The organism is Nocardioides szechwanensis (genome assembly GCF_900103935.1).
In the GTDB taxonomy this organism is placed as follows: domain Bacteria; phylum Actinomycetota; class Actinomycetes; order Propionibacteriales; family Nocardioidaceae; genus Nocardioides; species Nocardioides szechwanensis.
Genome location: NZ_FNIC01000008.1, coordinates 41617 through 64514, shown reverse-complemented (window position 1 = coordinate 64514; position 22898 = coordinate 41617). Strand labels below are relative to the sequence as shown.

At 69.9% G+C, this 22898-nt stretch carries 19 protein-coding genes; 10 read left to right on the top strand and 9 right to left on the bottom strand.

Features of this window, described 5'->3' with window-relative positions; genetic code table 11:
• Positions 1 to 22: 22 nt before the first annotated feature.
• From BLR90_RS17390 to BLR90_RS17375, 4 genes are read right to left on the bottom strand one after another with little or no spacing between them, the layout of a single operon-like run.
• Positions 23 to 754, bottom strand: a complete 732-nt coding sequence (locus tag BLR90_RS17390; RefSeq protein WP_091026501.1) for a TetR/AcrR family transcriptional regulator — start codon at positions 752 to 754, stop codon at positions 23 to 25.
• 44 nt (positions 755 to 798) lie between these two features.
• The gene (locus tag BLR90_RS17385) at positions 799 to 2049 is read right to left on the bottom strand and encodes an MFS transporter (RefSeq protein ID WP_218029436.1); all 1251 of its coding nucleotides are present in this window, start codon (positions 2047 to 2049) and stop codon (positions 799 to 801) included.
• A complete protein-coding gene (locus BLR90_RS17380) occupies positions 2046 to 3410 on the bottom strand; it encodes an MBL fold metallo-hydrolase (RefSeq protein WP_091026500.1) in 1365 nt (454 codons plus the stop codon). The genes BLR90_RS17385 and BLR90_RS17380 overlap by 4 nt, the downstream gene beginning before the upstream one ends.
• Positions 3403 to 3867, bottom strand: coding sequence for an SRPBCC family protein (locus BLR90_RS17375; protein WP_170254357.1), 465 nt, complete (start codon positions 3865 to 3867; stop codon positions 3403 to 3405). The genes BLR90_RS17380 and BLR90_RS17375 overlap by 8 nt, the downstream gene beginning before the upstream one ends.
• 139 nt (positions 3868 to 4006) lie before the next feature.
• Between BLR90_RS17375 and BLR90_RS17370 the strand changes: the two genes are divergently transcribed.
• The 3 genes from BLR90_RS17370 to BLR90_RS17360 all read left to right on the top strand — a co-directional run bounded on the left by BLR90_RS17370 (position 4007) and on the right by BLR90_RS17360 (position 6837).
• Positions 4007 to 4672: an ArsR/SmtB family transcription factor gene (locus BLR90_RS17370; RefSeq protein ID WP_091026498.1), complete on the top strand. Its 666-nt coding sequence runs from the start codon at positions 4007 to 4009 to the stop codon at positions 4670 to 4672.
• 181 nt (positions 4673 to 4853) lie between these two features.
• Positions 4854 to 5747: a class I SAM-dependent methyltransferase gene (locus BLR90_RS17365; protein ID WP_218029435.1), complete on the top strand. Its 894-nt coding sequence runs from the start codon at positions 4854 to 4856 to the stop codon at positions 5745 to 5747.
• Between the two features lie 820 nt (positions 5748 to 6567).
• A complete protein-coding gene (locus BLR90_RS17360; protein ID WP_091026496.1) occupies positions 6568 to 6837 on the top strand; it encodes a peptidase associated/transthyretin-like domain-containing protein in 270 nt (89 codons plus the stop codon).
• A 38-nt stretch (positions 6838 to 6875) separates the two neighbouring features.
• On the opposite strand, the gene BLR90_RS17355 is transcribed toward BLR90_RS17360, so the two are convergent.
• The 3 genes from BLR90_RS17355 to BLR90_RS17345 are packed head-to-tail and all read right to left on the bottom strand — an operon-like array spanning position 6876 to position 10263.
• Positions 6876 to 7751: an alpha/beta hydrolase fold domain-containing protein gene (locus BLR90_RS17355; protein WP_091026495.1), complete on the bottom strand. Its 876-nt coding sequence runs from the start codon at positions 7749 to 7751 to the stop codon at positions 6876 to 6878.
• On the bottom strand, positions 7748 to 8344 hold the full coding sequence (locus BLR90_RS17350) for a TetR/AcrR family transcriptional regulator (RefSeq protein WP_170254356.1): 597 nt from the start codon (positions 8342 to 8344) through the stop codon (positions 7748 to 7750). Before BLR90_RS17350 ends, BLR90_RS17355 begins: the two co-directional genes overlap by 4 nt.
• Positions 8341 to 10263, bottom strand: a complete 1923-nt coding sequence (locus BLR90_RS17345) for a flavin-containing monooxygenase (RefSeq protein WP_091026493.1) — start codon at positions 10261 to 10263, stop codon at positions 8341 to 8343. The genes BLR90_RS17350 and BLR90_RS17345 overlap by 4 nt, the downstream gene beginning before the upstream one ends.
• 56 nt (positions 10264 to 10319) lie before the next feature.
• On the opposite strand from BLR90_RS17345, the gene BLR90_RS17340 reads away from it, so the two are divergent.
• Genes BLR90_RS17340 through BLR90_RS17325 form a run of 4 tightly spaced genes read left to right on the top strand, consistent with a single transcriptional unit; the run spans position 10320 to position 15240 of the window.
• On the top strand, positions 10320 to 11342 hold the full coding sequence (locus tag BLR90_RS17340; RefSeq protein ID WP_091026618.1) for an alcohol dehydrogenase catalytic domain-containing protein: 1023 nt from the start codon (positions 10320 to 10322) through the stop codon (positions 11340 to 11342).
• Positions 11339 to 12076, top strand: coding sequence for an SDR family NAD(P)-dependent oxidoreductase (locus tag BLR90_RS17335; RefSeq protein WP_091026492.1), 738 nt, complete (start codon positions 11339 to 11341; stop codon positions 12074 to 12076). Before BLR90_RS17340 ends, BLR90_RS17335 begins: the two co-directional genes overlap by 4 nt.
• A gap of 15 nt (positions 12077 to 12091) precedes the next feature.
• Positions 12092 to 13816 carry a DUF3556 domain-containing protein gene (locus tag BLR90_RS17330; protein ID WP_091026491.1) on the top strand — a complete coding sequence of 575 codons (1725 nt, stop codon included), beginning with the start codon at positions 12092 to 12094 and terminating at the stop codon, positions 13814 to 13816.
• Positions 13813 to 15240: a phytoene desaturase family protein gene (locus BLR90_RS17325; protein ID WP_091026490.1), complete on the top strand. Its 1428-nt coding sequence runs from the start codon at positions 13813 to 13815 to the stop codon at positions 15238 to 15240. The genes BLR90_RS17330 and BLR90_RS17325 overlap by 4 nt, the downstream gene beginning before the upstream one ends.
• Before the next feature lie 251 nt (positions 15241 to 15491).
• Here the strand turns inward: BLR90_RS17325 and BLR90_RS17320 are convergent, their stop codons facing one another.
• Entirely contained in the window at positions 15492 to 16943 is a 1452-nt protein-coding gene (locus BLR90_RS17320) for a serine hydrolase domain-containing protein (RefSeq protein WP_170254355.1), read from the bottom strand.
• A 59-nt stretch (positions 16944 to 17002) separates the two neighbouring features.
• Between BLR90_RS17320 and BLR90_RS17315 the strand changes: the two genes are divergently transcribed.
• Entirely contained in the window at positions 17003 to 17650 is a 648-nt protein-coding gene (locus BLR90_RS17315; RefSeq protein ID WP_170254354.1) for a TetR/AcrR family transcriptional regulator, read from the top strand.
• 43 nt (positions 17651 to 17693) lie between these two features.
• Entirely contained in the window at positions 17694 to 19418 is a 1725-nt protein-coding gene (locus BLR90_RS17310; protein ID WP_091026488.1) for a phytoene desaturase family protein, read from the top strand.
• On the opposite strand, the gene BLR90_RS17305 is transcribed toward BLR90_RS17310, so the two are convergent.
• A complete protein-coding gene (locus BLR90_RS17305) occupies positions 19363 to 19995 on the bottom strand; it encodes a DJ-1/PfpI family protein (RefSeq protein ID WP_218029434.1) in 633 nt (210 codons plus the stop codon). The two genes, BLR90_RS17310 and BLR90_RS17305, sit on opposite strands and share 56 nt — an antisense overlap.
• A 148-nt stretch (positions 19996 to 20143) precedes the next feature.
• On the opposite strand from BLR90_RS17305, the gene BLR90_RS17300 reads away from it, so the two are divergent.
• On the top strand, positions 20144 to 22867 hold the full coding sequence (locus tag BLR90_RS17300; protein WP_091026487.1) for an ATP-binding protein: 2724 nt from the start codon (positions 20144 to 20146) through the stop codon (positions 22865 to 22867).
• Positions 22868 to 22898 lie beyond the last annotated feature (31 nt).

The window sequence follows — 22898 nt, the reverse complement described above, 5'->3', positions numbered from 1 at the left end:
GGGCACTGGCGTACGGCAACTCTCATGACGGGTACCTCTCGTCGAGCGCGGTGGACCGCGCGATCAGGGCTGCCGTGGTGGCAGCCAGGCTGTCGTCGCTCGGCTTGGGTCGGGCGGCTGGGGCGGGGTCGAACTGGTAGTGCACCGCCCACAGGACGCAGAGCTCGACAATCGTTCGCGCCACGATGGGGGTCGGCCCGGGCATGGTCAGCAAGCCGGCTGATTGTCGTGAGTCGAGGTAGCCCTCCATCGCGGACATCTGGGTGCTGCGCCCGGTTTCGAACCAGACCCGCGCGAGTTCGGGAAGCTCGGGAGCGCACCGGTCGACCAGCTTGATCGCGACCCGGTGCCGGGCGAGGCGGTGGAACAGATCGGTGACGATGCTCGCCAGCTCGGCCGAGGCCTCCTCCGGGCTGGCCGGGAGGCTCGCCCGTTGCAGCGCACGGGTAAGCGCCAGGTTGGGCAGTTCGGCCGCAAGTCGTGAGGTCACCAGATCCGCCAGCTCGCCTTCGCTGGCTGCAGGCAGGGGAAGCTCGCTCAGGGCGGGGAGGGGTTCCAAAGCATCCCCCCACCGAACCGCCGCTGCAAACAGCGCGTCCTTGGAGGCCGCGTAGCCGTACAGGGTGCCCTTTGCCAAGCCCAGGACATCGGCCACGTCTTGCATCTGGGCCCGCCGGAACCCGTGGGTGACGAAGACCTGGGCCGCCGCGTCAATGACCGCAGGGAGTCGTTTGGGAGGAATGGAGCGCGCCATCCTCAGATGATAACTGACTGACTGGGTCAGTCAAACATGAATCATCAGGCGGTTCGCCTCTCCGGTCCGTGGGTCTCGTACATCCGCACCGCGACGAGCAGGCCTGAAGCTGCGGTGATGGCCGCGACGATCCAGATAGCCGGACGGATTCCCCAGGCATCCGCTAGCACTCCGGTCAGCAGTGCGCCGACGGCGAAGCCAAGGTCGCGCCAGAGGCGGTAGACGCCGACCGCGCGGGCGCGCCAGGCGGGATGGGCGACGTCGCCGATGACGGCGAGCAGTGTCGGATAGACGAGCGCGGTACCGATGCCCAGGGCAGCGGCTGCTGCTGCCCACGCGCCGAACGTGTCAAGAGCCGCAATCCCGGCGAGCGCGATGGCCTGGATCAGCATTCCTGCGGTGATCAGGTGCTTGCGTCCCCAGTGGTCCGAGAGGCCGCCGGTGACCAGTTGGCCGATTCCCCAGACCGCGGGGTAGATCGCAACCAGTACGCCGGTCTGGGTGAGGGTGAGGCCGGCCGCGGTGAACAGGACCGGGAAAAGGCCCCAGGCCAGGCCGTCGTTGAGGTTGTTGACCAGGCCGGCCTGGCTCGCGGAGGAGAGTGCGGGTTCGCGGAGACTGGTCCGCGCGAAGACTTCACGAGGTGTCAGCTCTCGTTCGTCGGGCAGCAGGCTCGCTTCGTGGTCGGCGTGATGGCGGGTCTCCCGCACGGCGAGGGTGGAGAGCCCCAGCCCCAATGCTGCATAGGCGAGGCCGATGAGGAACGGCTCGGGTCGCAGACCGCTGTTGGCCGCGACGTACCCCGTCAGCAGCGCGGTGCCCGCGACCGCCAGGTAGCCCGAGGACTCGTTGAAACCGAGCGCCAAGCCGCGCCGTTCGGGTCCGACGAGGTCGATCTTCATGATCACGGTCGTCGACCAGGTGAGGCCCTGGCTGATTCCCAGCAGCACGTTGGTCGCGACCACGATCCACCAGTGCGGCGCCCAGATCAGCAGCAGAGGAACCGGAATCGCGATCAGCCAGCCGGCCACCAGCACGGGCTTGCGGCCGTACCTCTCCGACCAGGCTCCGGCGACGTAGTTGGTCAGGGCCTTGGCGATGCCGAACGCGAGGATGTAGGCGAGTGCAGCGGTGTATGACGCCAGCCCGAAGACGTCAGTTGCCAGCAACGGGAGGACGGTGCGCTCTTGCCCGAGCATGCCGCCGACCAGTCCGTTGACCGCGACGAGCAGGGTGAACTGGGCGATGTTGGGCCGCAGGCCGAGTGCCGTTGGGGATCGAGTCCGGCCCGTCACCGACCCCGCTCCATCTCGAGGTCCAGGGCGCGGGCGACGTCGTCGGGTCCGCCATCGAGGACCCGGACGTCGGCTGCGCCGGCGCGGGCCAGCAGGCTGGCCGCGCTCATCGCTCGTTCGCCGTGACCGCACATGACGACAACCGGGCCATCGGCGTACGCCGCAGCGTGCTCGGCGACGTCGCCGAGTTCCAGGTGGGCGGCACCCGGCAGGTGTCCCGCGGCGTACTCACCCTCCTGCCGGATGTCGAGCACCCGCACGCCGGACACGTCGGTGGGGGAGAGGAGGTCGATCGCTGCGGTCGGAAGGCCAGCCGTCTGCCACGCGTCGATGCCGCCGGCGATCTCCCCGACGATGTTGGCGTAGCCGATCTTGAGGGCCTGCCACAGGATCTCCGCGGCGTCCTGATCTGCTTCTCGGAGTACGACGAGGGGTCGGTCGTCCGGGGCGAGCCAGCCCAGCCAGGAGGCGAACGCGGGACGCAGTGGGATGGACAGGGCGCCGGCCGGATGCGCTTGCGCGAACGACGTCACCGGTCGTACGTCCACGATCTCTGCGCCCGCGGCGACGAGGTCCGCAACAACCGTGGGCTGGATCCCCTCGAGAGCTGGGTCGTCGGCAAGGACTTCCGGGCCGCGACGGTTCATCTCGCCGAGGCGGTGGAAGTACGGAGGGTGGCTCCCGAGCGACCCGAGGAGCAGCCTCACAAACGTGTCCTCGTCGGGTGCCCGCAGGAGCTCGTTGGCGGCGAGCTCGTCGCCGATCGTGGTGGTGGCGCCCACCGGCGCCGCCGCGGTGGAGCAGAACGAGCCGCCACCGTGGGTGGGCCAGAGAGCGGTGGCGGGATCGAGCGCGGCGAGCCGGTGCAGCGAGCGGTACTGCGCCCGGGCGAGCTCCTCGGTCCGTTCGGATGCGACGAGGTCGACGCGGGCCGCCGAGCCCGCGATCAGGGAGCCGCCGCTGAAGACGCCAATCTCGCGAGATCCGTCGAGCAGCAGGAAGGCCAGGTGCTCGTCGGTGTGCCCCGGGGTGTCGATCGCGCGCAGGGTGAGCCCGCCGAGGTTGACCTCCTCGCCTTCCTCGAGCCCGCGGTGCGGGAACTCCCGACCACCGGCTCGCGATGCGAGCACTTGGGCGCCGTCGGTGGCCGCGAGTTGGACCGCGCCGGAGAGGAAGTCTGCGTGGAGGTGGGTGTCAGCGGCGTAGGCGACGTGCAGGCCCCGGGCCTCGGTGGACCTACGCAGCGAGCGGAGGTCGCGGCTCGCGTCGACAGCCAGGGCGCGGCCGTCGCCGAGGTCCAGGAGGTACGCCGAGTTGCCGAGCCCGGCGTCCGGGACGACGGAGAGAAGCGGATCACCCACGGGCGCCCGCGGCCTCGACAGCAGCCTGCAGTGCCGCAAGGGATGTCGGCACCTCGGTCCTGATGAGCTGGCGCTGGCGAATCCGGCCCAGCAGCACGCGCCGCCAGAAGGTCTGCGGGTTGAGGGTCCACGTCACTGTGACCTCGCATCCTCCCGGTGCCTCGGCGACGGTCCAGGTCCACTCAGCGTAGGACGGGTTGCCGTCGTCGGTGGCGGAGCGGTAGCTGAAACGCCGGGCGTCCCGGTCGAACGCGATCAACCGCGAGCGGCTCGACCAGGTCTGCCCCAGGGCGGACATCTCCACGACCCACTCGTCGCCGACCGTCAGTGGGGTGGGTACGTCGAGGACCCGGGTGATGGCCGTGTTCCAGCTGGGCAGTGCGTGGACGTCGGCGATGAAGCGCAGGGCGTCATCGGGTGGGACGGAGAGGTGCCGCGTCAAGGAGTGAGGCTTCATGGGGATCTCCTGTGTCTGGGGCGACTTCCAGCTTTGCCGCGACGGCTTCAAATATTCAATGGAGTCCTTGAATATGACACCTGATGCTAACCTCTTGTCAAGAAACTTCTTGAATATGGCTGATTGGGAGGTTCGGAGCATGGCGGATCACGCGGCGAAGCAAGCACTCTTCGATGCGCTGGCCGAGTCCGCGAAGGCGCTGGCGAATGGTCGTCGTGCCGAGCTGATCGACGTCCTTATGCAGGGTGAGCGGTCCGTCGAGGACCTTGCGTTGGAAATCGACCAGACGGTCGCGAACACCTCCCAGCACCTGCAGCGGTTGCTCCGGGCGGGCTTGGTGCGCACGCGTCGCGACGGCACCCGCATCTTCTACGACCTCTCGAGCCCGCTCGTATCCACGCTGTGGCGGACGATGCGACGGGTTGCCGAGGCGCACGTCGAGGGGCTCGAGCGGCTGGCCACGGCCTACGTCGGAGACCGGTCAGGTCTCGACACGATGACCAGGGACCAGCTTCGCGAACGACTCCGGGCAGGTGACGTCGTGGTCCTTGATGTGAGGCCGCCCGCCGAGTACGCCGCCGGGCACATCCGGGGGGCGGTATCGGTGCCGCTCGGTGACCTGCGGGCCCGGCTGCGGGACATCGACAGTGGCGCCCGGGTGGTCGCCTACTGCCGCGGCTCCTACTGCGTGTATGCCGACGAAGCCGTGCGACTCCTGACCGCGGCCGGTCGCGACGCTGCGCGGTTGGAGGACGGGTTCCCCGAATGGGCGTCGGCTCGTCTGCCGGTGGAGCGCGGGGTCTGAGCGACGGTGACCTTGGCAACGGAGAACGCAACATCCCTCCCGCCGGGACCTCGGTGGCCGGATGCGATCCGGGCTTACCTGCTGATGCAGAGCCGGCCCACGATCATGCGGCGCCTGCAGAAGCACCGGGTTGCCGTACCGCGGCTGCGCTCCCGCTGAAGCGGCCTATTCAAGAACACTCTTGACAAGCAGGGCGGCCCTGCGCTACACCTTCCTCAAGAAAAGTCTTGAATATGCCGAGGAGGCAGCCATGACGGAAACAGCGAACCCGAACAAGGCACTGTGGGAGAAGGGCGACTTCACCCGGGTCGCCGAAACCATGCGCGCCAGCGGAGAGGCTCTGGTCGCCCGTCTCGGCGTCACCCCGGGACTCAAGGTTCTTGATGTTGGTTGTGGTGACGGCACCACTGCGCTTCCTGAGGCCCGGCTCGGCGCCGATGTTCTCGGCGTCGACATCGCCAGCAACCTCGTGGCCGCGGGCACTCGCCGCGCCGAAGCCGAGGGCTTGACGAACTGTCGCTTCCAGGAAGGCGACGCCTCACACCTCGACGACCTCGCCGACGACACGTTCGACCTCGTCGTGAGCATCTTCGGAGCGATGTTCGCGCCGCGTCCGTTCGACGTGGCCAAGGAGCTGGTGCGCGTGAGCCGTCCCGGCGGACGCATCGTCATGGGCAACTGGATCCCAGGGGACCCGACCCTGGTTGCCCAGCTCCTCAAGATCTCCGGCTCCTACTCATCGCCTCCGCCGGAGGGCTTCATCAGCCCGGTGACCTGGGGAGTGGAGGAGAACGTGATCGAGCGGTTGGGGCAGGCCGGCATCCCAGCAGACAAGATCAGCTTCTCGCGCGAGACCTACGCCTTCGAATACCCGGGACCCCCCAGGGAGCTGCTCGCCGTATTCCGCGACTACTACGGCCCCACCATGAATGCATTCGCCGCGGCGGCGGCCAATGACAAGACTGAGCAGCTCCAGAAGGAGCTGGATGATCTCTTCACCAGCCAGAACACGAGCTCGGACCCACAGAGGACCTCTGTCGCGGCCACGTTCCTCCAGGTCACCGTCAACGTCTGACGAGGCGCATCGGTCGGCACCGACGACCAGGCGTCGCCCGCTGGTCCTGGAGATCCGGAACAGGTCGTCGGCCTGGCCGATGCGACCAACCGGGATTCGACACGTCATCGAATAGTCATCGGAAACGACGGGCAAGCGTACCGAGACGTTCCGATAGAGTTGACGCTGTCCGATGGGGAACCTCCTCAACAACCCGAGGTTTCCAGAGGGACCCGAAGTTTGAGGTAGTGCGATCAGGCCCCGATCTTGCCCAGAGGTCGCAGGTGCAAATCCTGCCCCCGCTACAAATCGAAACACCAGGTCAGAGGTGATTTCCGGAGAGATCCGGGAGCCGCCTTTGGCGTTCCCGGCCGAAACTTCTCAGCACGTGTAGGCAGCCGGAACGCGGCTCGCAGCTCGCGGGGCCGTGGAGGGGACGCACGCCACAACCTGGAGGACCTGCGACAGGCAGGGACGAGGTGGGTCCTGCGTGGACGTCGCCCTGTCGACGGATTGGCCACGACCTCCGTCAGCCAGAGGTTCGAGGTGGGCAGTCGGGGGTCGTGCGCCGCGACATCCGCTCCAGCATCGGCTCGGCCGACGGGAGTGCCGGAGGATTCCCGTTCAAGATGGTCTTCGCTCTGGTCGACGCAGCGAGCGAGAAGCCGGTGAAGGGCCTGGCTCTATATGCCTGGCACTGCACCCGAGGCGGCACGTACTCGATGTACTCGGAGGGCGTCGAGGACGAGAATTTCTTGCGCGGCGTGCAGGTCAGCGACAGCTTGGGCAAGGTGCGGTTACCAGCATCTTCCCGGGCTGCTACTCCGGTCGGTGGCCGCACGTGCACTTCGAGGTCTATCGCAGCCGCAAGGACGCTACGTCCGGCGGAGAGATCCTGGCGACGTCCCAGCTCGCGCTGCCGCGTGCCGCGTGTGCCGCCGTCTACCGGACCCAGAGCGGCTACGGCGCCTCGACGAACCTGAACCGGGTCAGCATCTCCTCCGACGGTGTCTTCGGCAAGGACGACGGGGTCCGGCAGATCGCCACTATGCGCGGTGGTGTCGCCAAGGGGTTCTACAAGGCGAAGCTCGTCGTCCCCGTCGACCTGTAGCGACCCGCGTGACTTCCTTCGGGCCGGTTGGTCGAGGCTCAGCCGAGGAAGCGGATCGCCTGCTCCAGCGAGGCTCGGCCTTCAGGGATCGGGAGCATCGACCAGTCGTGGATCATCCCGGCGGCGATGCGGAGGTCGACCTCGGTCCCGTCGACCCCCTCGGCGGCCGCGAGGTCGGCGAGCTGGCAGCACTGCGCGAGGAACATCTCACGGGTCCCTACCCAGACCTGAACCGGCCCGAGACCTGAGAGATCGCCGAAGATCGGTGACAGCAGCGGGTCGGCCAGGTCGCGGCCCGCGGCGTAGAGGTCGGCGGCGCCGCGCAGCCCGGGCAGCGAGAGCACCGGGTCGTGCCGGGCGGACTCAACTGTCACCGGGTCGCTCATCACCAGGTCGATCCAGGGGGAGAAGAGCACCGCTCGACCGGCGCGGGTCAGTGCGAGGTCGCGGATCTGCTGGAGGACGACCAACGCGAGCCCGCCGCCCGCGGAGTCGCCCAGGACGTCGACTGGTCCGGAGGCGCCGTCGGTCACGCTCCGCCAGGCGTCGAGGACCATCGGGACGGTCTCTGCGACGGTGTGCTCGGGCGCCAGCGGGTAGTCGACCAGGGAGACCGTCCACCCGCGGTCCAGCAGCGGCTCGGCCACGCTCCAGTGCGTCAGGCCCAGCGTGTAGGCCCCGCCGTGCAGGTAGAACGCGTGCCGTGACGAACCAGCGGAGCGGGGCCGGGCGGTCGCGACGCGCCCGGCCCCGATCTCGGTGACGTCGACTTCGTACCGCTCGGCGACCGACGGCGCCACCAGCGGCATCAGCTCCCAGCGCCGCGAGGGCTTGGCCAGGGTGCGTGCGACCACTCGGTCCGGTACGGCGCCGGCGATCGCTGCGACGGCCCGGGCCTGCCAGCTCGGGCTCATACGCTGAGCACTAGCGCCGGCATGAGGAACGTCGTGAAGGCCTTCTCCAACGAGTCACGGTCGTCGATGTCGACCGACACGCTCGGGACACTGACGAAGGAGACGACCAGGCGCATGACCCACTCCGCCGCCGCCTCGAGGTCGAGGTCGGGCCGTAGCTCGCCGGAGGCGACTGCTTGCTCGAGCTGGTGCTGCCAGAACCACGACATGCCGGGGATGATGTCCTCGACGTAGGTGCCGATGACCTCGGCGAAGGCCTCCGGCTCGTTGTCGCGCAGCTCGGTTGCCAGGGGGCCGAGCGGGGCGGCGCGCGACAGTGACACGGCAGCGGCGATCTTGGCCGCGAACCCGTCGGCATCGTCCACCTGGTGCTGGGCGTCGACCCAGAAAGCCTCGTCGCGGCGGATGAGTGCTGCGGAGAGCAGGGTGGCCTTGTCCGGGAACAACCGGTAGAGCCAAGCCCGGGAGACACCGGCCTCGGCTGCGACCTGCAGTGCCGAGGTCTTGCGGATGCCGTCGCGGCGCAGGCAGGCCTCGGCGGCGTCGAGGACACGCTCCCGGGTGGAACGGCGAGGGTCGTCGGCCGTGCTCACTGGAGCTGGTAGTCGTCGAGGTCGACGGTGCGGGTCCAGTCCCAGTAGTCGACCAGGCGCCAGGGATTCAGTCCGTGCACCTCACCGTCGTCGTTCTGGTAGTAGTTGTGCTCGATGTGCGGTGACGCCCAGACCATGGTGCGCATCTCCGCCTGCGAGCGGTCGTAGTAGTCGTCGTAGACCGACAGCTTCGGCTCGATCGTGCGGTGACCACCGTTGAGCAGGGCCTCGATGCACGCCATCGTGTAGCGCACCTCGCACTCACTGGCGAAGATGATGCTGCCTCCGCTGGCGAGGTTGGTGCCGGGTCCGTAGAGGCAGAAGAAGTTGGGGAAGCTGGGCACGGTGACGCCCAGGTAGGCGCGCGGCCGGGTGCCCCAGTGCTCGCGCAGGTCGACCCCTCCACGGCCCCGGATCGTCATCGGGGCGAGGGGCTCGTTGTAGGCGAAGCCGGTCGACCACACCAGCACGTCGGCGTGGTGCTTGGTGCCCTCGGAGTCGACGACGCCGTCGGCCTCGAGGTGGCGCACACCGGCGCGGACGAGGTCGACGTTGTCGCGGGTGAGGGTCCGCAGCCAGCTGCCGTTGTCCTGCAAGGTGCGTTTGGCGGTGGCCGGGTAGTCGGGCAGCACCTTGGCCAGCAGGTCGGGATCGTCGGGCAGCTGGCTCTCGATCCACTCGGTGAACATCATCCGGGCGAAGTCGTTGATCTCGCTGACCGAGGTCTGCTGCGGCTCCCAGGCGGGGTCGACCTTGGCTGCGGCCAGGCCCGCGTCGCAGCTGGGGAAGAAGATCAGGAACCGGAACCAGCGCGCGTAGAAGGGCAGGTGACGCAGAGCCCACTGCATTCCGCTGCCGACCGGCTCGTGGTAGCCCGGGTTGGGGAACATCCACTGGGCCGTGCGCTGCAGGACGGTCAGCGACCCCACGGTGTCGGCGATGGCGGGTGCGACCTGGAATCCCGTGGCTCCGGCTCCGATCATGACGACGTCCTTTCCGGTGAGGTCGACGCCGTGGTCCCACCGAGCGGTGTGGAACGCCGGACCGGCAAAGGATCCTGGGACCTCAGGCACGTGTGGGGTGCTGAGCTGGCCGACCGCGCTGATGAGCGCCCGCGCCCGCAGGGTCTCGCGGCCATCGGGGCCTCCGACGTCGATGACCCAGGTGCTGGTCTCGTCGTCCCAGGTGGCGCCCGTGACCTCGGTGCTCCATCGGACGTGCTCATCGACGCCGTACTTGCGCATCACTGCGGTGAAGTACTCGAGGATCTCGGGCTGCCGGGCGAAGTACTCGGTCCAGTGGTCGCTCGGCTCGAAGCTGTAGCAGTAGAAGTGGTTGCCGACGTCGACGCGGGCACCGGGGTAGGTGTTCGCGTACCAGGTCCCACCGGGGCCGGCGTTCTTCTCGACGACGACGTAGGGGATTCCGGCCTGACCGAGCCTGATCGCGGCGAGCAGTCCCGACATGCCGCAGCCGATGATGACCACCGAGAAGTCGTCGGGTACGACGCGTCCTGTGTTGCCGGAGACGTCGGCCCGGGTGTCGAGGCGTTCGAGGCCGAGCTCCTCGAGCATCATCGGCACGTACTCGTCGGCGACCGCGGCCCCGACGACGAACTCCATCATCTTCTTGACGAGCGACTGGTCGACCGGCTCCGGCTCGGGGCAGCCACGGTCGCGGTAGTCGCGGATGACGTCGAACGCGAGCTCGCGCGCGGCCAACTTGTCCTCCTCGGACAGGTAGCCCTGGATCTCGTTCAGCATCGCGCCACCTGGTCTGACGGGGCCGTCGAGGATCGAGGCATCGCCGCTCATGTGGACGCACGAGACGAGCAGGGTCGGGATCGAGACGTCCTCGAGGGCCGCCCTGATCTCGTCGTCGGAGTCGTCGAACCGGAGGCCAGCCTGCTGCGATCGCATGGCACCAGAGGGTACACACTTGCGCCGATCTGTCTACTCGCCTACGGTGCGTGATCGTGAAGTCAGTCACCATCCAGGGGCCCGGCCAGGTCGCCGTCCTCGACGTCGCCGATCCGGTGCTGCCCGACGCCGCCGGGGCGATCGTCGAGGTGGAGGCCACTGCCATCTGCGGCTCCGACCTCCACTTCTACGACGGCGACCTGCCACTCTTCCCGGTCGCCGTGGGGCACGAGGCGATCGGCACCGTGGTCGAGGTCGGTGACGACATCCAACGCTTCGCTGTCGGCGACCGCGTGCTCGTGGCGTCGGTCGCAGGATGCGGGGCGTGCCGGGGCTGCGCCACCGGTGACCCGATCGCGTGCCTGGGTGGGGCCAAGGTGTTCGGCTCGGGCGAGCTCGGCGGGGCCCAGAGCGACCTGCTCGCCGTACCGGCCGCCGACTTCCAGCTGCTCGCCATCCCCGACGGCGTCAGTGACGAGGCCGCGCTACTGCTGACCGACAACCTCGCCACCGGATGGGCCGGCGCCCGCCGCGCCGGCGTGCAGCCCGGTGACACGGTGGTCGTGTGGGGCCTGGGTGCCGTTGGTCAGTGCGCCGTGCGCTCCGCACTCGCGCAGGGCGCCGAGCGGGTCCTGGCCTTCGATCCCGTGGCCGGCCGTCGAGACCTCGCGGTCGCCGCCGGAGCGATCGCGTTGGCGGGCGACCCCGTGACCGCCGTACTCGAGGCCACGCAGGGGCTCGGTGCCGACAGCGTGATCGACGCTGTGGCCAACGACCAGACCCTCGACGCCGCATTCGCCGCCGTGCGCTCGTCCGGCACGATCTCGGTGATCGGCATCCACGGCCTCGACCCCTACCCCCTCGGGATCCTGATGGGCGTCTTCCGCAGCATCACGCTCCGGATGACCACCGCTCCGGTCCAGAGCACGTGGGCCGAGCTCGTGCCGCTGGTGCAGTCCGGGCGTCTCGACGCCGCCGGCATCTTCACCCACACCTTCCCCCTCGCGGAGGCCGGCGCGGCGTACGCCGCCGTGGCCGCCCGCTCCGCCGACTGCCTGAAGGTGCTGCTCGCCCCATGACCGACAGGACCTCCGACCCGGCTCGCGTGATCATCACCGGCGGTGCCTCAGGCATCGGCCTCGCCACCGCGAAGCTCCTCCTCGAGCGCGGCGCAGCGGTAGCCCTCTGGGACGTCGCGCCCGACACTCTGGAGGTGGCCGACCGGATCGGCGCCCACGGCCAGGTCGTCGACGTCACAGCCGACCTGGCCGCACCCGTGGCCGCCGCGGCGGCGGCGCTCGACGGCCTCAGCGGGCTGGTGCATGCCGCCGGCCGGGTGTCCCCCGAGCCGGTCGGTGCTTTCACCGCAGACAGCTGGGACGCCGTCCTCGACGTCAACCTCCGCGCGCACGCCCTGCTCGTCCAGGAGATGCTCCCGCACCTCGAGCGGGCCCCCGGAGCATCGGTCGTCGCGATCTCGTCGATCGAGGGTCTGGTGGGCAACCCGTGGATCCCGTCGTACTGCGCCTCGAAGGCCGGACTCCTCGGGCTGACCCGCTCGATGGCCGCGCAGCTCGGGCCCAGTGGGATCCGTGTCAACTCGGTCTGTCCCGGCTTCGTCGTCACCCCGATGCTCCAGCAGGCCCTCGACATCGACGAGATACGGACCGGCTTCGAGCAGGCTGCGCCCCTGGGTCGGATGGCGCAGCCCGAGGAGGTGGCGACCGTGATCGCCTTCCTGCTCTCCAGCGATGCGTCGTTCGTGACGGGGACCGAGGTCGTCGTCGACGGCGGCCTGACCTGCAAGCACTAGCGACAGGCGAAGCACATGGGCTTCCTGCAACCGAACCTCCCACAGGTCGACGTCGCAGAATGGCGTCGAGGCACCCGCAACGAGCGGATGCGTCCGATGGTCCGCCACCTGCTCGAGGTGGGTTTCGGGACCCCCGACGTCGTCTACGTGCTCTACCTCGTCAAGATCGCGCTCTACGTGCTCGGAGCGATGCTGTTTGCCCTGTCCACGCCCGGCATCGACGGGTTCACGAGCATCGGCGACTGGTGGGCCGAGCCGATCGTGTTCCAGAAGCTTGTCTTCTGGACCGTGCTGTTCGAGGTGCTCGGGCTCGGGTGCGGCTTCGGTCCGCTCAACCTGCGCTTCCTGCCGCCGCTCGGGTCCTTCCTCTACTGGCTCCGGCCGGGCACCATCCGCCTCCCGCCATGGCCAGCCCGGGTCCCATTGACCCGCGGCGACCGTCGTACGGTCGCCGACGCGCTGCTGTACGCCGCCCTGCTCGCCACGCTCGTCATCGCCCTGCTCTCCGCGAGCGACCCGGGCAGCAGCACGTCGGCCCTGCCCGTGTGGAAGGTGTTGCTGTTCCTCGGGGTCCTCGCCGTGATCTCGCTCAGGGACCGCACGATCTTCCTCGCAGCTCGCTCCGAGGTCTACGCGGCCATCGCGCTCACGTTCCTGTTCTCCGCTCCTGACGCGATCGTCGGCGCCAAGCTGGTCATGCTGGTCATCTGGTGGGGTGCCGCACTCTCGAAGATCAACGGGCACTTCCCGTTCGTCGTCCAGGCCATGGAGACCAACAGCCCGATCTGGCGCTCGAAGAAGATCAAGCACCTGTTCAGCCGGTCGTTCCCGGACGACCTCCGCCCGTCGCGGTTGTCGGCGGCACTGGCCCACGGCGGCACCATCGTGGAGTTCGGCGTCCCGCTCGTCCTGATCTGCTCCGGCGGCGGCACCCTGACGACTGTCGCCGCGATCGTGATGATCGCCTTCCACCTCCACATCATCGCCACGATCCCGATGGGTGTGCCGCTGGAGTGGAACGTCTTCATGATCTTCGCGATCCTGATCCTGTTCGTCGACAAGGCAAGCATCGGGCTGGGAGACCTCGAGCGCCCCTGGGTGCTGCTCGTCCCGCTCCTCAGCGCGTCGTTCGTGGTCTTGGGAAGCCTGTTCCCGGAGAAGATCTCCTTCCTGGTCGGCATGCGCTACTACGCAGGCAACTGGGACACCTCGGTGTGGTGTTTCACGCAGGCGGGGCTGGCCAAGTTCGACTCCGGCACGACGAAGGCGACGATGCTTCCCCACCAGCAGCTGGAGAAGATCTACGGGCCGGAGGAGGCCGAGGTCCCGCTCTTCACCGGTTACGCCTTCCGGTCCATCCACACACACGGTCGAGCCCACTTCGCGCTCATCCCCAGGCTCTGCGGAGAGGATCACGAGAACTACCTCGTGATGGACGGCGAGCTCATCGCCGGGGTCGTGCTCGGCTGGAACTTCGGCGACGGGCACCTGCACCGCGAACAGCTCATCGCGGCACTGCAGGAGCGGTGCGCCTTCGAGCCCGGCGAGGTCCGCATCCTGACCCTCGATGCCCAGCCGATCCACAAGCCCACCCAGGCGTACCGGCTCATCGATGCCGCCACAGGTGAGTTCGAGCGGGGGACCGTGCTGGTCGCCGACATGGTGGTCCGCCAGCCCTGGGACACCGACCTGCCGATCACGATGACCAGCACGCCCGGTGGAGAGCTGAGGTCGTCGTGACGACTCGTCGTACGGCCGTCGTCGTCGGTTCCGGCCCCAACGGTCTGTCCGCGGCGCTGCACCTCGCCCAGCAGGGAGTCCACGTGACGGTCCTGGAGGCGCACTCGACGGTCGGCGGCGGGACCCGTAGCGACGAGCTCACGGTCCCGGGGCTGGTTCACGACGTGTGCTCCGCCATTCACCCGTTCGGGGTGGCCTCGCCGTATCTGGCGAGCCTGCCGCTCGCCGAGCACGGCCTGACGTGGCGGTGGGCGGAGGTCGACCTGGCCCACCCGCTCGACGACGGATCGGCCGGCGTGCTCGCCGGCGACGCAGCCGCCACCGGTGCCGGGCTGGGGGAGGACGCGAGGACCTGGGAGCGGCTGTTCGGTCCACTGCAACGGTCCTTCCCCGCCGTCGCTGACGACGTGCTCGGCCCCCTGGTCCGCGTGCCCTCCCACCCGCTTCGGCTGGCCCAGTTCGGGCTGCGAGCAGCGCCACCAGCGTCGGTACTCGCGCGCTCGTTCCGCACCCCGCAGGCCCGAGCACTCTTCCTGGGTTGCGCGGCTCACCTCTTCCAGCCCCTCACCCGCCCACTGTCGTCGGCTGTCGGCGTCATGCTCATCGCGGCCGGGCACCGCTCCGGATGGCCGGTCGCCGAGGGCGGGTCGCGCTCGATCTCGACCGCCATGGCGAGCCTCCTCGAGGAGCTCGGCGGCGAGATCGTCCTCAACCACCAGGTGCGGACCGCGGCCGACCTGCCGAACACCGACGTCACCATGTTCGACACCTCCCCTCGTGCGGTCGCCGACATCGTCGGAGACCGACTGTCGCAACGCCGGCGTCACCGATATCGCTCGTTCCGGTTCGGCCCGGCAGCGCACAAGGTCGACTTCGCCGTCCGTGGCGGGGTGCCCTGGACCGCGGAGGCAGCGCATCGGGCCGGCACCGTCCACCTGGGTGGGGCGGGAGCGTCGGTCGTCGCGGCAGAGGCGGCGATCGCCGCGGGACGGATGCCGGATCATCCGTTCGTGCTCGTCGGTCAGCAGTACCTCGCCGACCCGACGAGGTCGGTCGGAGACGTCCACCCGATCTACGCCTATGCCCACGTCCCGCACGGGCTCGCGACCGACGCGACCGAGGCGGTGGTCGCGGAGATCGAGCGGTTCGCCCCGGGCTTCAGAGGCAGGGTCGTCGCCCAGCACGTCAGCAGCCCGGCCGACCTCGAGGCCTACAACCCCAACTACGTCGGTGGGGACATCGTGGGCGGTGCCAACACGGTCGGCCAGCTGGTGGGGCGCCCGGCGGTGGCGCTGGACCCCTACTCCACCGGGGTTCCCGGGATGTTCCTCTGCTCGGCATCGACGCCACCGGGCGCCGGTGTCCACGGCATGTGCGGGTTCCGGGCAGCCCAGCGCGCCATGGCCTACCTCTCGCGAGGCTAGAACGGCAACAGGTCGTCAAGTGCGTCGGAGATCAGGTCGGCCGCGAGCCGCTGAGCCGCCTCGGCGCCGGCGGTCGCCCACCCACAAGGTCGTGGCAGTCGCCGCGGCGGCGCAGGCCACCGTCAACGGGTGACCGATGAGAGCGGCCTCGAGGCAGGCGATGGCAGCCCAAGGCCCTACAGGATGCCGGCGAACGCCAGACCGTGGACCAGTCCAGACCCGGCGGCGATCATCGCCTCGCCCCGGCGCCTTCAGGGTCGCGAGGTGTGACGACCCGGCTGGTGGTGACGCGTGCGGTCACTGCTCAGCGCGACGGCCGGACGACGAGGCGTCCCGTTGTCGAGGCGCGCTTGAAACCGGAGGCCGGCCGGTAGCGGACGTGGAACGTGTGCGCGCCCAGCCGGTGCGGCGTCCAGAGGATCCGGGGCGCGGCCGTCGACGAGCCGGACGCGGAGCGCCTGGCCGTCGATGCTGAGGCGCACCAGCCCGCGGGGGCGGGTGCGGCCCTCGCCCAGCGCGAGGACGCGGAGCGTGGTCTGCTGCCCGCGTCGTCCGCGTTGAGGGGCCTTGAGCTTCAAGGACACAGTCTGCGGGGCGGTGGGGAACGACCTGGCGATGTGGCGTATCGCCTCGAAGGTCAGTGCCTCGTCCTGCTCGATGCCGTAGTCGCTGAGCTTGGCCATGACCGTGTCGGTCCGGTCGTTGACATAGATGTACTGGCCGAAGATGCCGATGGCGCTGGCGTCGTCGAGACGAGCCGTGCCTCGCGGGAGGTCCGCGGGGATGTGCCAGAAGTTGGTGGAGTAGGGCCACTCGCCGCCGTACAGCCGGATCGCGCGTGGTCGCAGGAGCCGCTCCTTCCACGCCCGGGTGACCGGTGACCGCGGGGTGCCGGCGTCGAGCACGAGCTGCCCGAGCCGGGCGAAGTCCCGGCCGGTCGCGTTGAGGCAGCAGAACCCCTTGGCGGTGCCGCCGTCGCGGTCGAGGTTCCACGTGGCGGCGTACTGCGCGCCGGCCTGCTCCCAGAGTCGGGTGCGGAACAGCGTGGCGAGGTCCTCGCCGTACGTCGCCTCGAGGACCATCCCGAGCAGCTGGCTGTTGAGGGAGATGTACTCCCCGTCAGTGCCCGGCTCGAAGAGCATGGTCCGGTGTGTCCGGGCGAAGCTCTGCACGTCCGGGGTCGCGAACAGGGGGTAGGTGCCGGTGAGGCTGGTGACCAGCAGGCTGGGGTTGTCCAGCACCACCGTCGGGTCGTCGACCAGCGTGTAGCTCTCGGGGGACTCGATGCCGCTGGTCATGTCGAGCAGGTCGCGCACGGTGACCCTGTTGTACGCCGCGTCGCCGTCCAGCGGCGACCGCACCCGCAGCTCGGGGATGACGTCGACCAGCAGGGTGTCGAGACGCAGCCGTCCCTCCGCGACTGCCTGGCCGGCCAGCAGCGCGACCAGCGACTTCGCCACCGACCACGACGCCAGCTTGGTGTCGGGGTCGATGCCGTCGGCGTACCACTCGTGGACGAGCTTGCCGCGGTGCAGCACCACGAACGCGCGCGTGCTGGTGCGGGTGAGGAACTCCTCGAGGCCCAGGGAGTCCACCGACGTGCCCGGCAGGTCTTGGGTCCCCACTCCCCATGGCACCCGGCGCGGGATGCTCTCGCCGCTCCTCGGCAGCGGCGTGGTGTGCCGGGCCTTCGGGATGGCCACCCGGGGGAGCGCGGCACCGATCCCGGACGGGAGGGTGCCCGGTCCCTAGGGTGTCCTTCGTGAACGACGCCCCGAAGTCCGTTGCGGGCACCGACGCCGCGGCGCGCGGGTCGCGCCGCCGCGAGCGCACGCGGGTGCTGCTCCTCGACGCCGCGGAGCTGCTGATGTCGCAGCGCGCGCCCGAGGAGATCCGGATCGAGGACGTCGCCACCCAGGCGGGGGTCTCCGCCGCCTCGGTGTACGTGCACTTCGGGACCAAGGACGCGCTCCTGGCGGCGGTCACCGAGCGGGTCCTGGCCGTGGCCACGGCGGCACTCCGATCGGCGTACGCCGCCGAGACGTCCCCGCTCGAGCGCTTCGCAGGCGTGGGCTCGGCCTACCTGCGCCTCCTCCTCGACCACCCGGCAGTGGGGAAGTACCTCGCCGTCACCGGCGAGCGGGGTCCGCGCACCCCGGTCGAGGACGAGGTCGTGGCGCGGTTCAGCCAGCTCCGGCGCGAGTTCGAGGAGAGCATCCGCGAGGCCGTGGACGCGGGTGCGATCAGGCGGGTCGACCCGGAGCTCATGTCCTACTTCCTCTTCGGCGCCTGGAACGGCGTGGCCGCGCTGGCGCTGCGCCGTGACGCGCTGGTGCTGTCGCCCGAGCGGGTCGAGCAGGCGGTGGTCGAGGCCGGCCTGACGCTTCTCGAGGGCCTGCTTCCCGAGTGAACTAGAGTCTGACTCCAGAGACCTTCCGGAAAGTGACCCCGCCATGACGCAGACCGCCACGCCGCGCCCGACCACGAGCCCCGAGGACAGCCCCGAGGGCAGGCCCGAGAGCTGGGACGCCGTGGTCGTGGGGGCCGGTCCGGGCGGCCTCACCTGCGCGGCGTACCTCGCGGCCAACGGCAAGAAGGTCCTGGTGCTCGAGGCCAACCAGGTGGTCGGCGGGAGTACCCAGGTGTTCCGCCGCGCCGGCAACAAGTTCGAGTTCGACGTCGGCACCCACTACGTCGGCGAGTGCGGCCCCGGTGGCCGGATGCAGACCGCGCTCTCCGGGCTGTCCCTGACCGAGCGCATCAAGTGGCTGCGCCAGCGCCCGGAGGGCCACTGCCAGATCATGATCCCGGGTACGACGTTCCAGACGCCGACCGGCTGGGACACCTATCTCGACCGCCTGGTCGCGGCCTTCCCCGACGAGGAGCCGGGCCTGCGTCGCTGCGTGGGGATCATGCGCACGGTCGCCAGCGGCGATCGACCGCTCCGTCGTCTGTCCGCCGTGCTGCGGTGGGGCGTGCGGCCGATCACGACGCTGATGGCCGCGTGCGGTCTCAGCGCCGACGCCCAGGCGGTGATCCTCGCGGAGAACGGCGACTACACGTGGCCTCCGCATCGCACGCCGACCGCCATGCACGCGGGCTTCCTCCACCACTACCTCCAGGCCGGCGCCTACTACCCGCGCGGCGGCGGCCAGGTCATCGGCGCCCATCTCACCGACGTCATCCAGACGCACGGCGGTCGCGTGCGGACCAAGGCCAGGGTCGAGAAGGTCCTGGTCGAGGACGGGCGCGCTGTCGGCGTCCGGCTCCGTGGCGGCGAGGAGATCCGCGCGGAGGTCGTCGTCTCCGCGGCCGACTTCAAGCGGACCTGGGCGGAGCTGGTCGGCGACGAGCACCTGACCCGACGGCTGCGGCGCCGGCTGAAGGGTCTCGAGATGACGCTGCCGATGTTCGCGGTGTACGTCGCGCTCGACGTCGACTTGCGCGAGCGCGGCACCCCGCCGCTCGCGTGGGTGTGGCCGACCAGCGACATCGACGGCTACTACCGCGAGGTCGCCGCCGGTCGCTGTCCCGAGCGGATGCCGGTCGGCATCAGCTGCCCCACGGCCAAGGACCCCGAAGGCACGCACTCGGCACCTCCCGGCTACTCGACGCTCGAACTCGTGAGCTGGGCGCCCAAGGAGCACGCGTTCTGGAACGTCGAGACCGGTCCCGCCGACGGCGGCAGCTACGGCCGCGACGAGCGCTACCTCCAGCTCAAGGAGGAGCTCACCCAGCGGGTGCTCGACACCGCCGAGCTGATGATCCCGGACCTCCGGGAGCGGATGGTCTTCTGTGAGGCCTCCACCCCGATCACCCAGGAGCGCTTCACCCTCAGTGCCGACGGCTCCTGCTACGGCATCGCCCCGCTGCTGAAGAACCTCGGCCCGTTCCGGCCGCGGGTCACCACGCACATCCCGGGCCTGTTCCTTGCCGGCGGCAGCACCGAGCACATGTTCGGCATCAACGCCACGATCTGGGGTGGCATGGGCACGGCCGGCGCCGTACTCGGCCGCGACCTCGTCCAGGAGGTGCGCGACGGCGCGGTCTTCGTCGACGAGGCCGACCTGACCCCGATCACCGACGACTTCGACCCGCTCCTCGCGTCGAAGCCGGGGTCCGTCATCCGTCGACCGGCGCGCCGTCGACCCCGAGACGTCGCCCCGACGAGTCGCTGATCGCGAGGCGGACTTCCCTGGCCCGGTCGAAGCCGGCGAGTCGTGCCACGAGGTGAATTGCCATCTCGATACCTGCGCCCACGCCGCCGCTGGTGATCATGTCGCCGTCGTCGACGAACCGCTCCAGTGGTCTCACATCAATCGTGGGGTCGAGGTCGTGGAGGAGGTCGAGGCACTGGCGATGCGTCGTCGCGGGTCGGCCGCCGAGGAGCCCTGCAGCGGCGAAGACGAGCGCCCCGGTGCCGACGCTCGCCAGCAGCGGCGCCTGGGTCCTCTGCGTCGACACCCACCGGAGATGCTCCGCGTCGCGCATCAGCGCGCGAGTGCCCGGTCCACCGGGATGGATGAGTAGGTCGAGCTGGGGTGCGTCGGTGAATGCGTGGTGAGCGCCGAGCACCAGCCCCTTCGCCGCCGTGACAGGGGCGTCGTCGCGCGACAGGCAGCTGATGCTCCAGCCGTCCTCGGGGTGGTGGCTCGTCCACCACGACAAGACCTCCCACGGCCCCACCGCGTCGAGCGCCTCGACCTCGTCGAAGATCAGCATCCCGATGTGGCGAACGGGTCGGTCGGGCGTCACGGCTTCTCCTTGGGTCGCAGGCCGACGGCGGCGGCCCGACACACCCTCCGCGACAGGCTGATCCGTCGCCCCGGTCAAACGGCCGGGATGGCTGGATGACGTCTCCGACTTGCTTCCGGGCACCCTGAGCACGCAGTAGCCTCGGCAGGTGCTTCATGGTCGCGACGCCGAGAAGGCACACCTCGCGTCGGTGGTCGAGGCCGCCCGCCTGGGCAGGTCCGGCAGCGTGCTCGTCCGTGGCGAACCCGGGATCGGAAAGTCCGCTCTCGTCGACGATGTCGTCTCGGGCTCCGGGCTCCGGGTGCTCCGCACGCAAGGACTCGAGTCCGAGGCACCCCTCGCGTACGCCGCCCTCCACCGCCTGCTGCGGCCGGTGCTCGGTCTGGTGGAGGCACTCGCACCTCCTCAGGCGCGGGCGCTCCGGGTCGCCTTCGGTGAGGCCGAGGGGCCGAGACTCGAGCCGTTCGTCGTGGGGCTGGCGACCCTGTCGATCCTCACGTCGGCGGCCGAGGACGAGCCGCTGGTGTGCGTGATCGACGATGCCCAATGGCTGGACGAGGCTTCGGCCGACGCGCTGCTCTTCACTGCCCGGAGGCTCGACGCGGACCAGGTCGCCATGTGCTTTGTCGCCCGTCACTCTGACGACACTGGCTTCTCCGCCGAGGGCATTCCGACCCTCACCCTGGGTGCCCTGGACGAGGAGTCGGCGCGACGCCTGCTCAGCGCCAGTGCCGGCGACCTCGCAGAAGAGGTAAGCGACCGCCTGCTGACCGAGACCCGTGGCAACCCGCTGGCGCTACTGGAGCTGCCCACAGCGCTGTCGCCGGGACAGCGGGACGGTAGCGAGGCGCTGCCCTTGCCTCTCCCGCTGACCAGCAGCGTGGAACGCGCGTTCCTCGAGCGCTGCCGACAGCTCCCGGCGGCGGCGCAGACCGTCCTCCTCGTCGCGGTCGCCGACGGGACGGGACGTCTTGCCACGATCGAACGAGCAGCACGGGCGTTGGGGATCGAGCGCGAGGCCCTTGATGCCGTCGTACGGTCCGGGTTGCTGCTCGTCACCGGAGACACCGCCGACGTCCAGCACCCGCTTGTCCGCTCGGCCGTCTACCAAGCAGCCGGCGCTCGTGAGCGTCGGCGTGTGCATGTGGCGCTCGCCGAGGTGCTTGGCGACTTGCAGGACGCTGACCGGCAGACGTGGCACCTCGCTGCCGTCGCCCACGAGTTGGACCCGGAGCTGGCCGCCGCCCTGGACCTGGTCGCCGTCCGGGCTGAGGCCCGAGGGGCCCACCAGGGGGCAGCGGACGCCTACGAACGGGCTGCCGAGCTGGGCGATGTGGCTGCCGCAGCGGCGCGCAGGTTGGCCGCCGCTCGAAACGCCTGGGCGTCCGGCCGGGCCCAGCACGCGTCGGCGCTGGTCGCGAGAGCGCGGGCCGATACCGACGATCCGCTCCTGCGAGCCGATCTCGACCGCCTGCGGGCGAGGATCGAGGTCAACACCGGCTCGGCCGACGATGCGCACCGCATTCTCACGCGGGCTGCCGAGCAGGTGGCGGTCCATGACCCGCACCGCGCGCTGGAGATGGCGGTGGCGGCTTCGGTAGCTCGTAGCCACGGGGCCGACAGTGGTGCGGTCCTGCCCGCGGGCACGGTCGACGTCCGGGACACCGACGGCGACAGTGCCCGGACCCGCGCCTTGAAGCACCTGTTGACCAGCACTGAGCGCGCCATGGCGGGGGACCGCTTCGGTGCGGTTGCTGAGCTGCAGGTAGCCCGGTCCGCCGGTCGTGCCACCGACGACCTCGACCTCCTGGGCAACCTCGGCAACGCCGCCCTGCACCTCGGCGAGGACGACGTTCATCGCGAGCTCTACGCGCAGATGCTGTCGGTGGCTCGGGAGACCGGCGACGGCATGGCCGTCCTCTACGCGTTGCAGCGCACGGCCTTCGGGCTCTACCTCGCGGGCAGCTGGACCGAGCTGCGCAGCACCTGTGAGGAGGCGGTCTCGCTCGGACGCAGCGTCGGGCAGCGTGCCCTGAGCGCGACCCCACTGGCCTGGCTCACCCTTCTCGCGGCGTTGCAGGGGCGGCCAGACCATGACGCCCACCGGGTGGCCCTCGACGGTCTCCTGGCTGCACACCCTCCGCGGGGCATCCTCGCTCGCCCGCTGGATGACCTCGTGCACTGGGCTGCGGGGGCACGGGCCGCACTCACGGGGGACCGGGCGGGCGCTCTGCACCACCTGCGTGAGGTTCGCCTGCCGACGCTGCGTCGGCTCGCGGCGCACGACCGGATCGACGCCGCCGTGCGCGCCGACGAGCACGAGCTTGCTCGCGACTGGACGAAGGAGCTGGAGGACTTCGCCGCGGGGACCCCACTGCCCTGGGCGCGGGCCACCGTGCTCTTCGGCCGAGCTCTGACCACCGATCCAGCCTCGGGTGACGACCCCGACGAGCTGTTCCGACAGGCATTGGAGCACCAGGCGCTGGCGCAGCGGCCGTACGACCGCGCGCGAACCCAGCTCGCCCACGGCGAGCTGCTGCGTCGAAACGGTCGCCGGGCCGATGCTCGTCTGCCGCTGCGCGACGCCCTTGCGACCCTGCAGGACCTGCACGCTGAGCCGTTGGTGGGCAGGGCCACCGATGAGCTCCGCGCATCCGGCGAGACCGCCCGGCGACGCGACGAGTCCACGTTGCTGGCTTTGACACCGATGGAACGCAAGGTCGCACTGCTCGTGAGCGAGGGGCTCTCCAACAAGGAGGTCGCTGCGCAGTGCTGGGTCTCACCCCGGACCGTGGCCTTCCACTTGCGCAACGTGTTCGCGAAGGCCGGTGTCACCTCCCGGGGCGAGCTGTCACGCCTCGAACTGGGCTGACCAAAACCCGGTCGTTTGACCGGGGCGAGCG

Coding starts and splice junctions, on each gene's coding strand:
- BLR90_RS17390 (WP_091026501.1), bottom strand. CDS start 754: ATGGCGCGCTCCATTCCTCCCAAACGACTCCCTGCGGTCATTGACGCG.
- BLR90_RS17375 (WP_170254357.1), bottom strand. CDS start 3,867: ATGAAGCCTCACTCCTTGACGCGGCACCTCTCCGTCCCACCCGATGAC.
- BLR90_RS17370 (WP_091026498.1), top strand. CDS start 4,007: ATGGCGGATCACGCGGCGAAGCAAGCACTCTTCGATGCGCTGGCCGAG.
- BLR90_RS17355 (WP_091026495.1), bottom strand. CDS start 7,751: ATGAGCCCGAGCTGGCAGGCCCGGGCCGTCGCAGCGATCGCCGGCGCC.
- BLR90_RS17345 (WP_091026493.1), bottom strand. CDS start 10,263: ATGCGATCGCAGCAGGCTGGCCTCCGGTTCGACGACTCCGACGACGAG.
- BLR90_RS17335 (WP_091026492.1), top strand. CDS start 11,339: ATGACCGACAGGACCTCCGACCCGGCTCGCGTGATCATCACCGGCGGT.
- BLR90_RS17330 (WP_091026491.1), top strand. CDS start 12,092: ATGGGCTTCCTGCAACCGAACCTCCCACAGGTCGACGTCGCAGAATGG.
- BLR90_RS17310 (WP_091026488.1), top strand. CDS start 17,694: ATGACGCAGACCGCCACGCCGCGCCCGACCACGAGCCCCGAGGACAGC.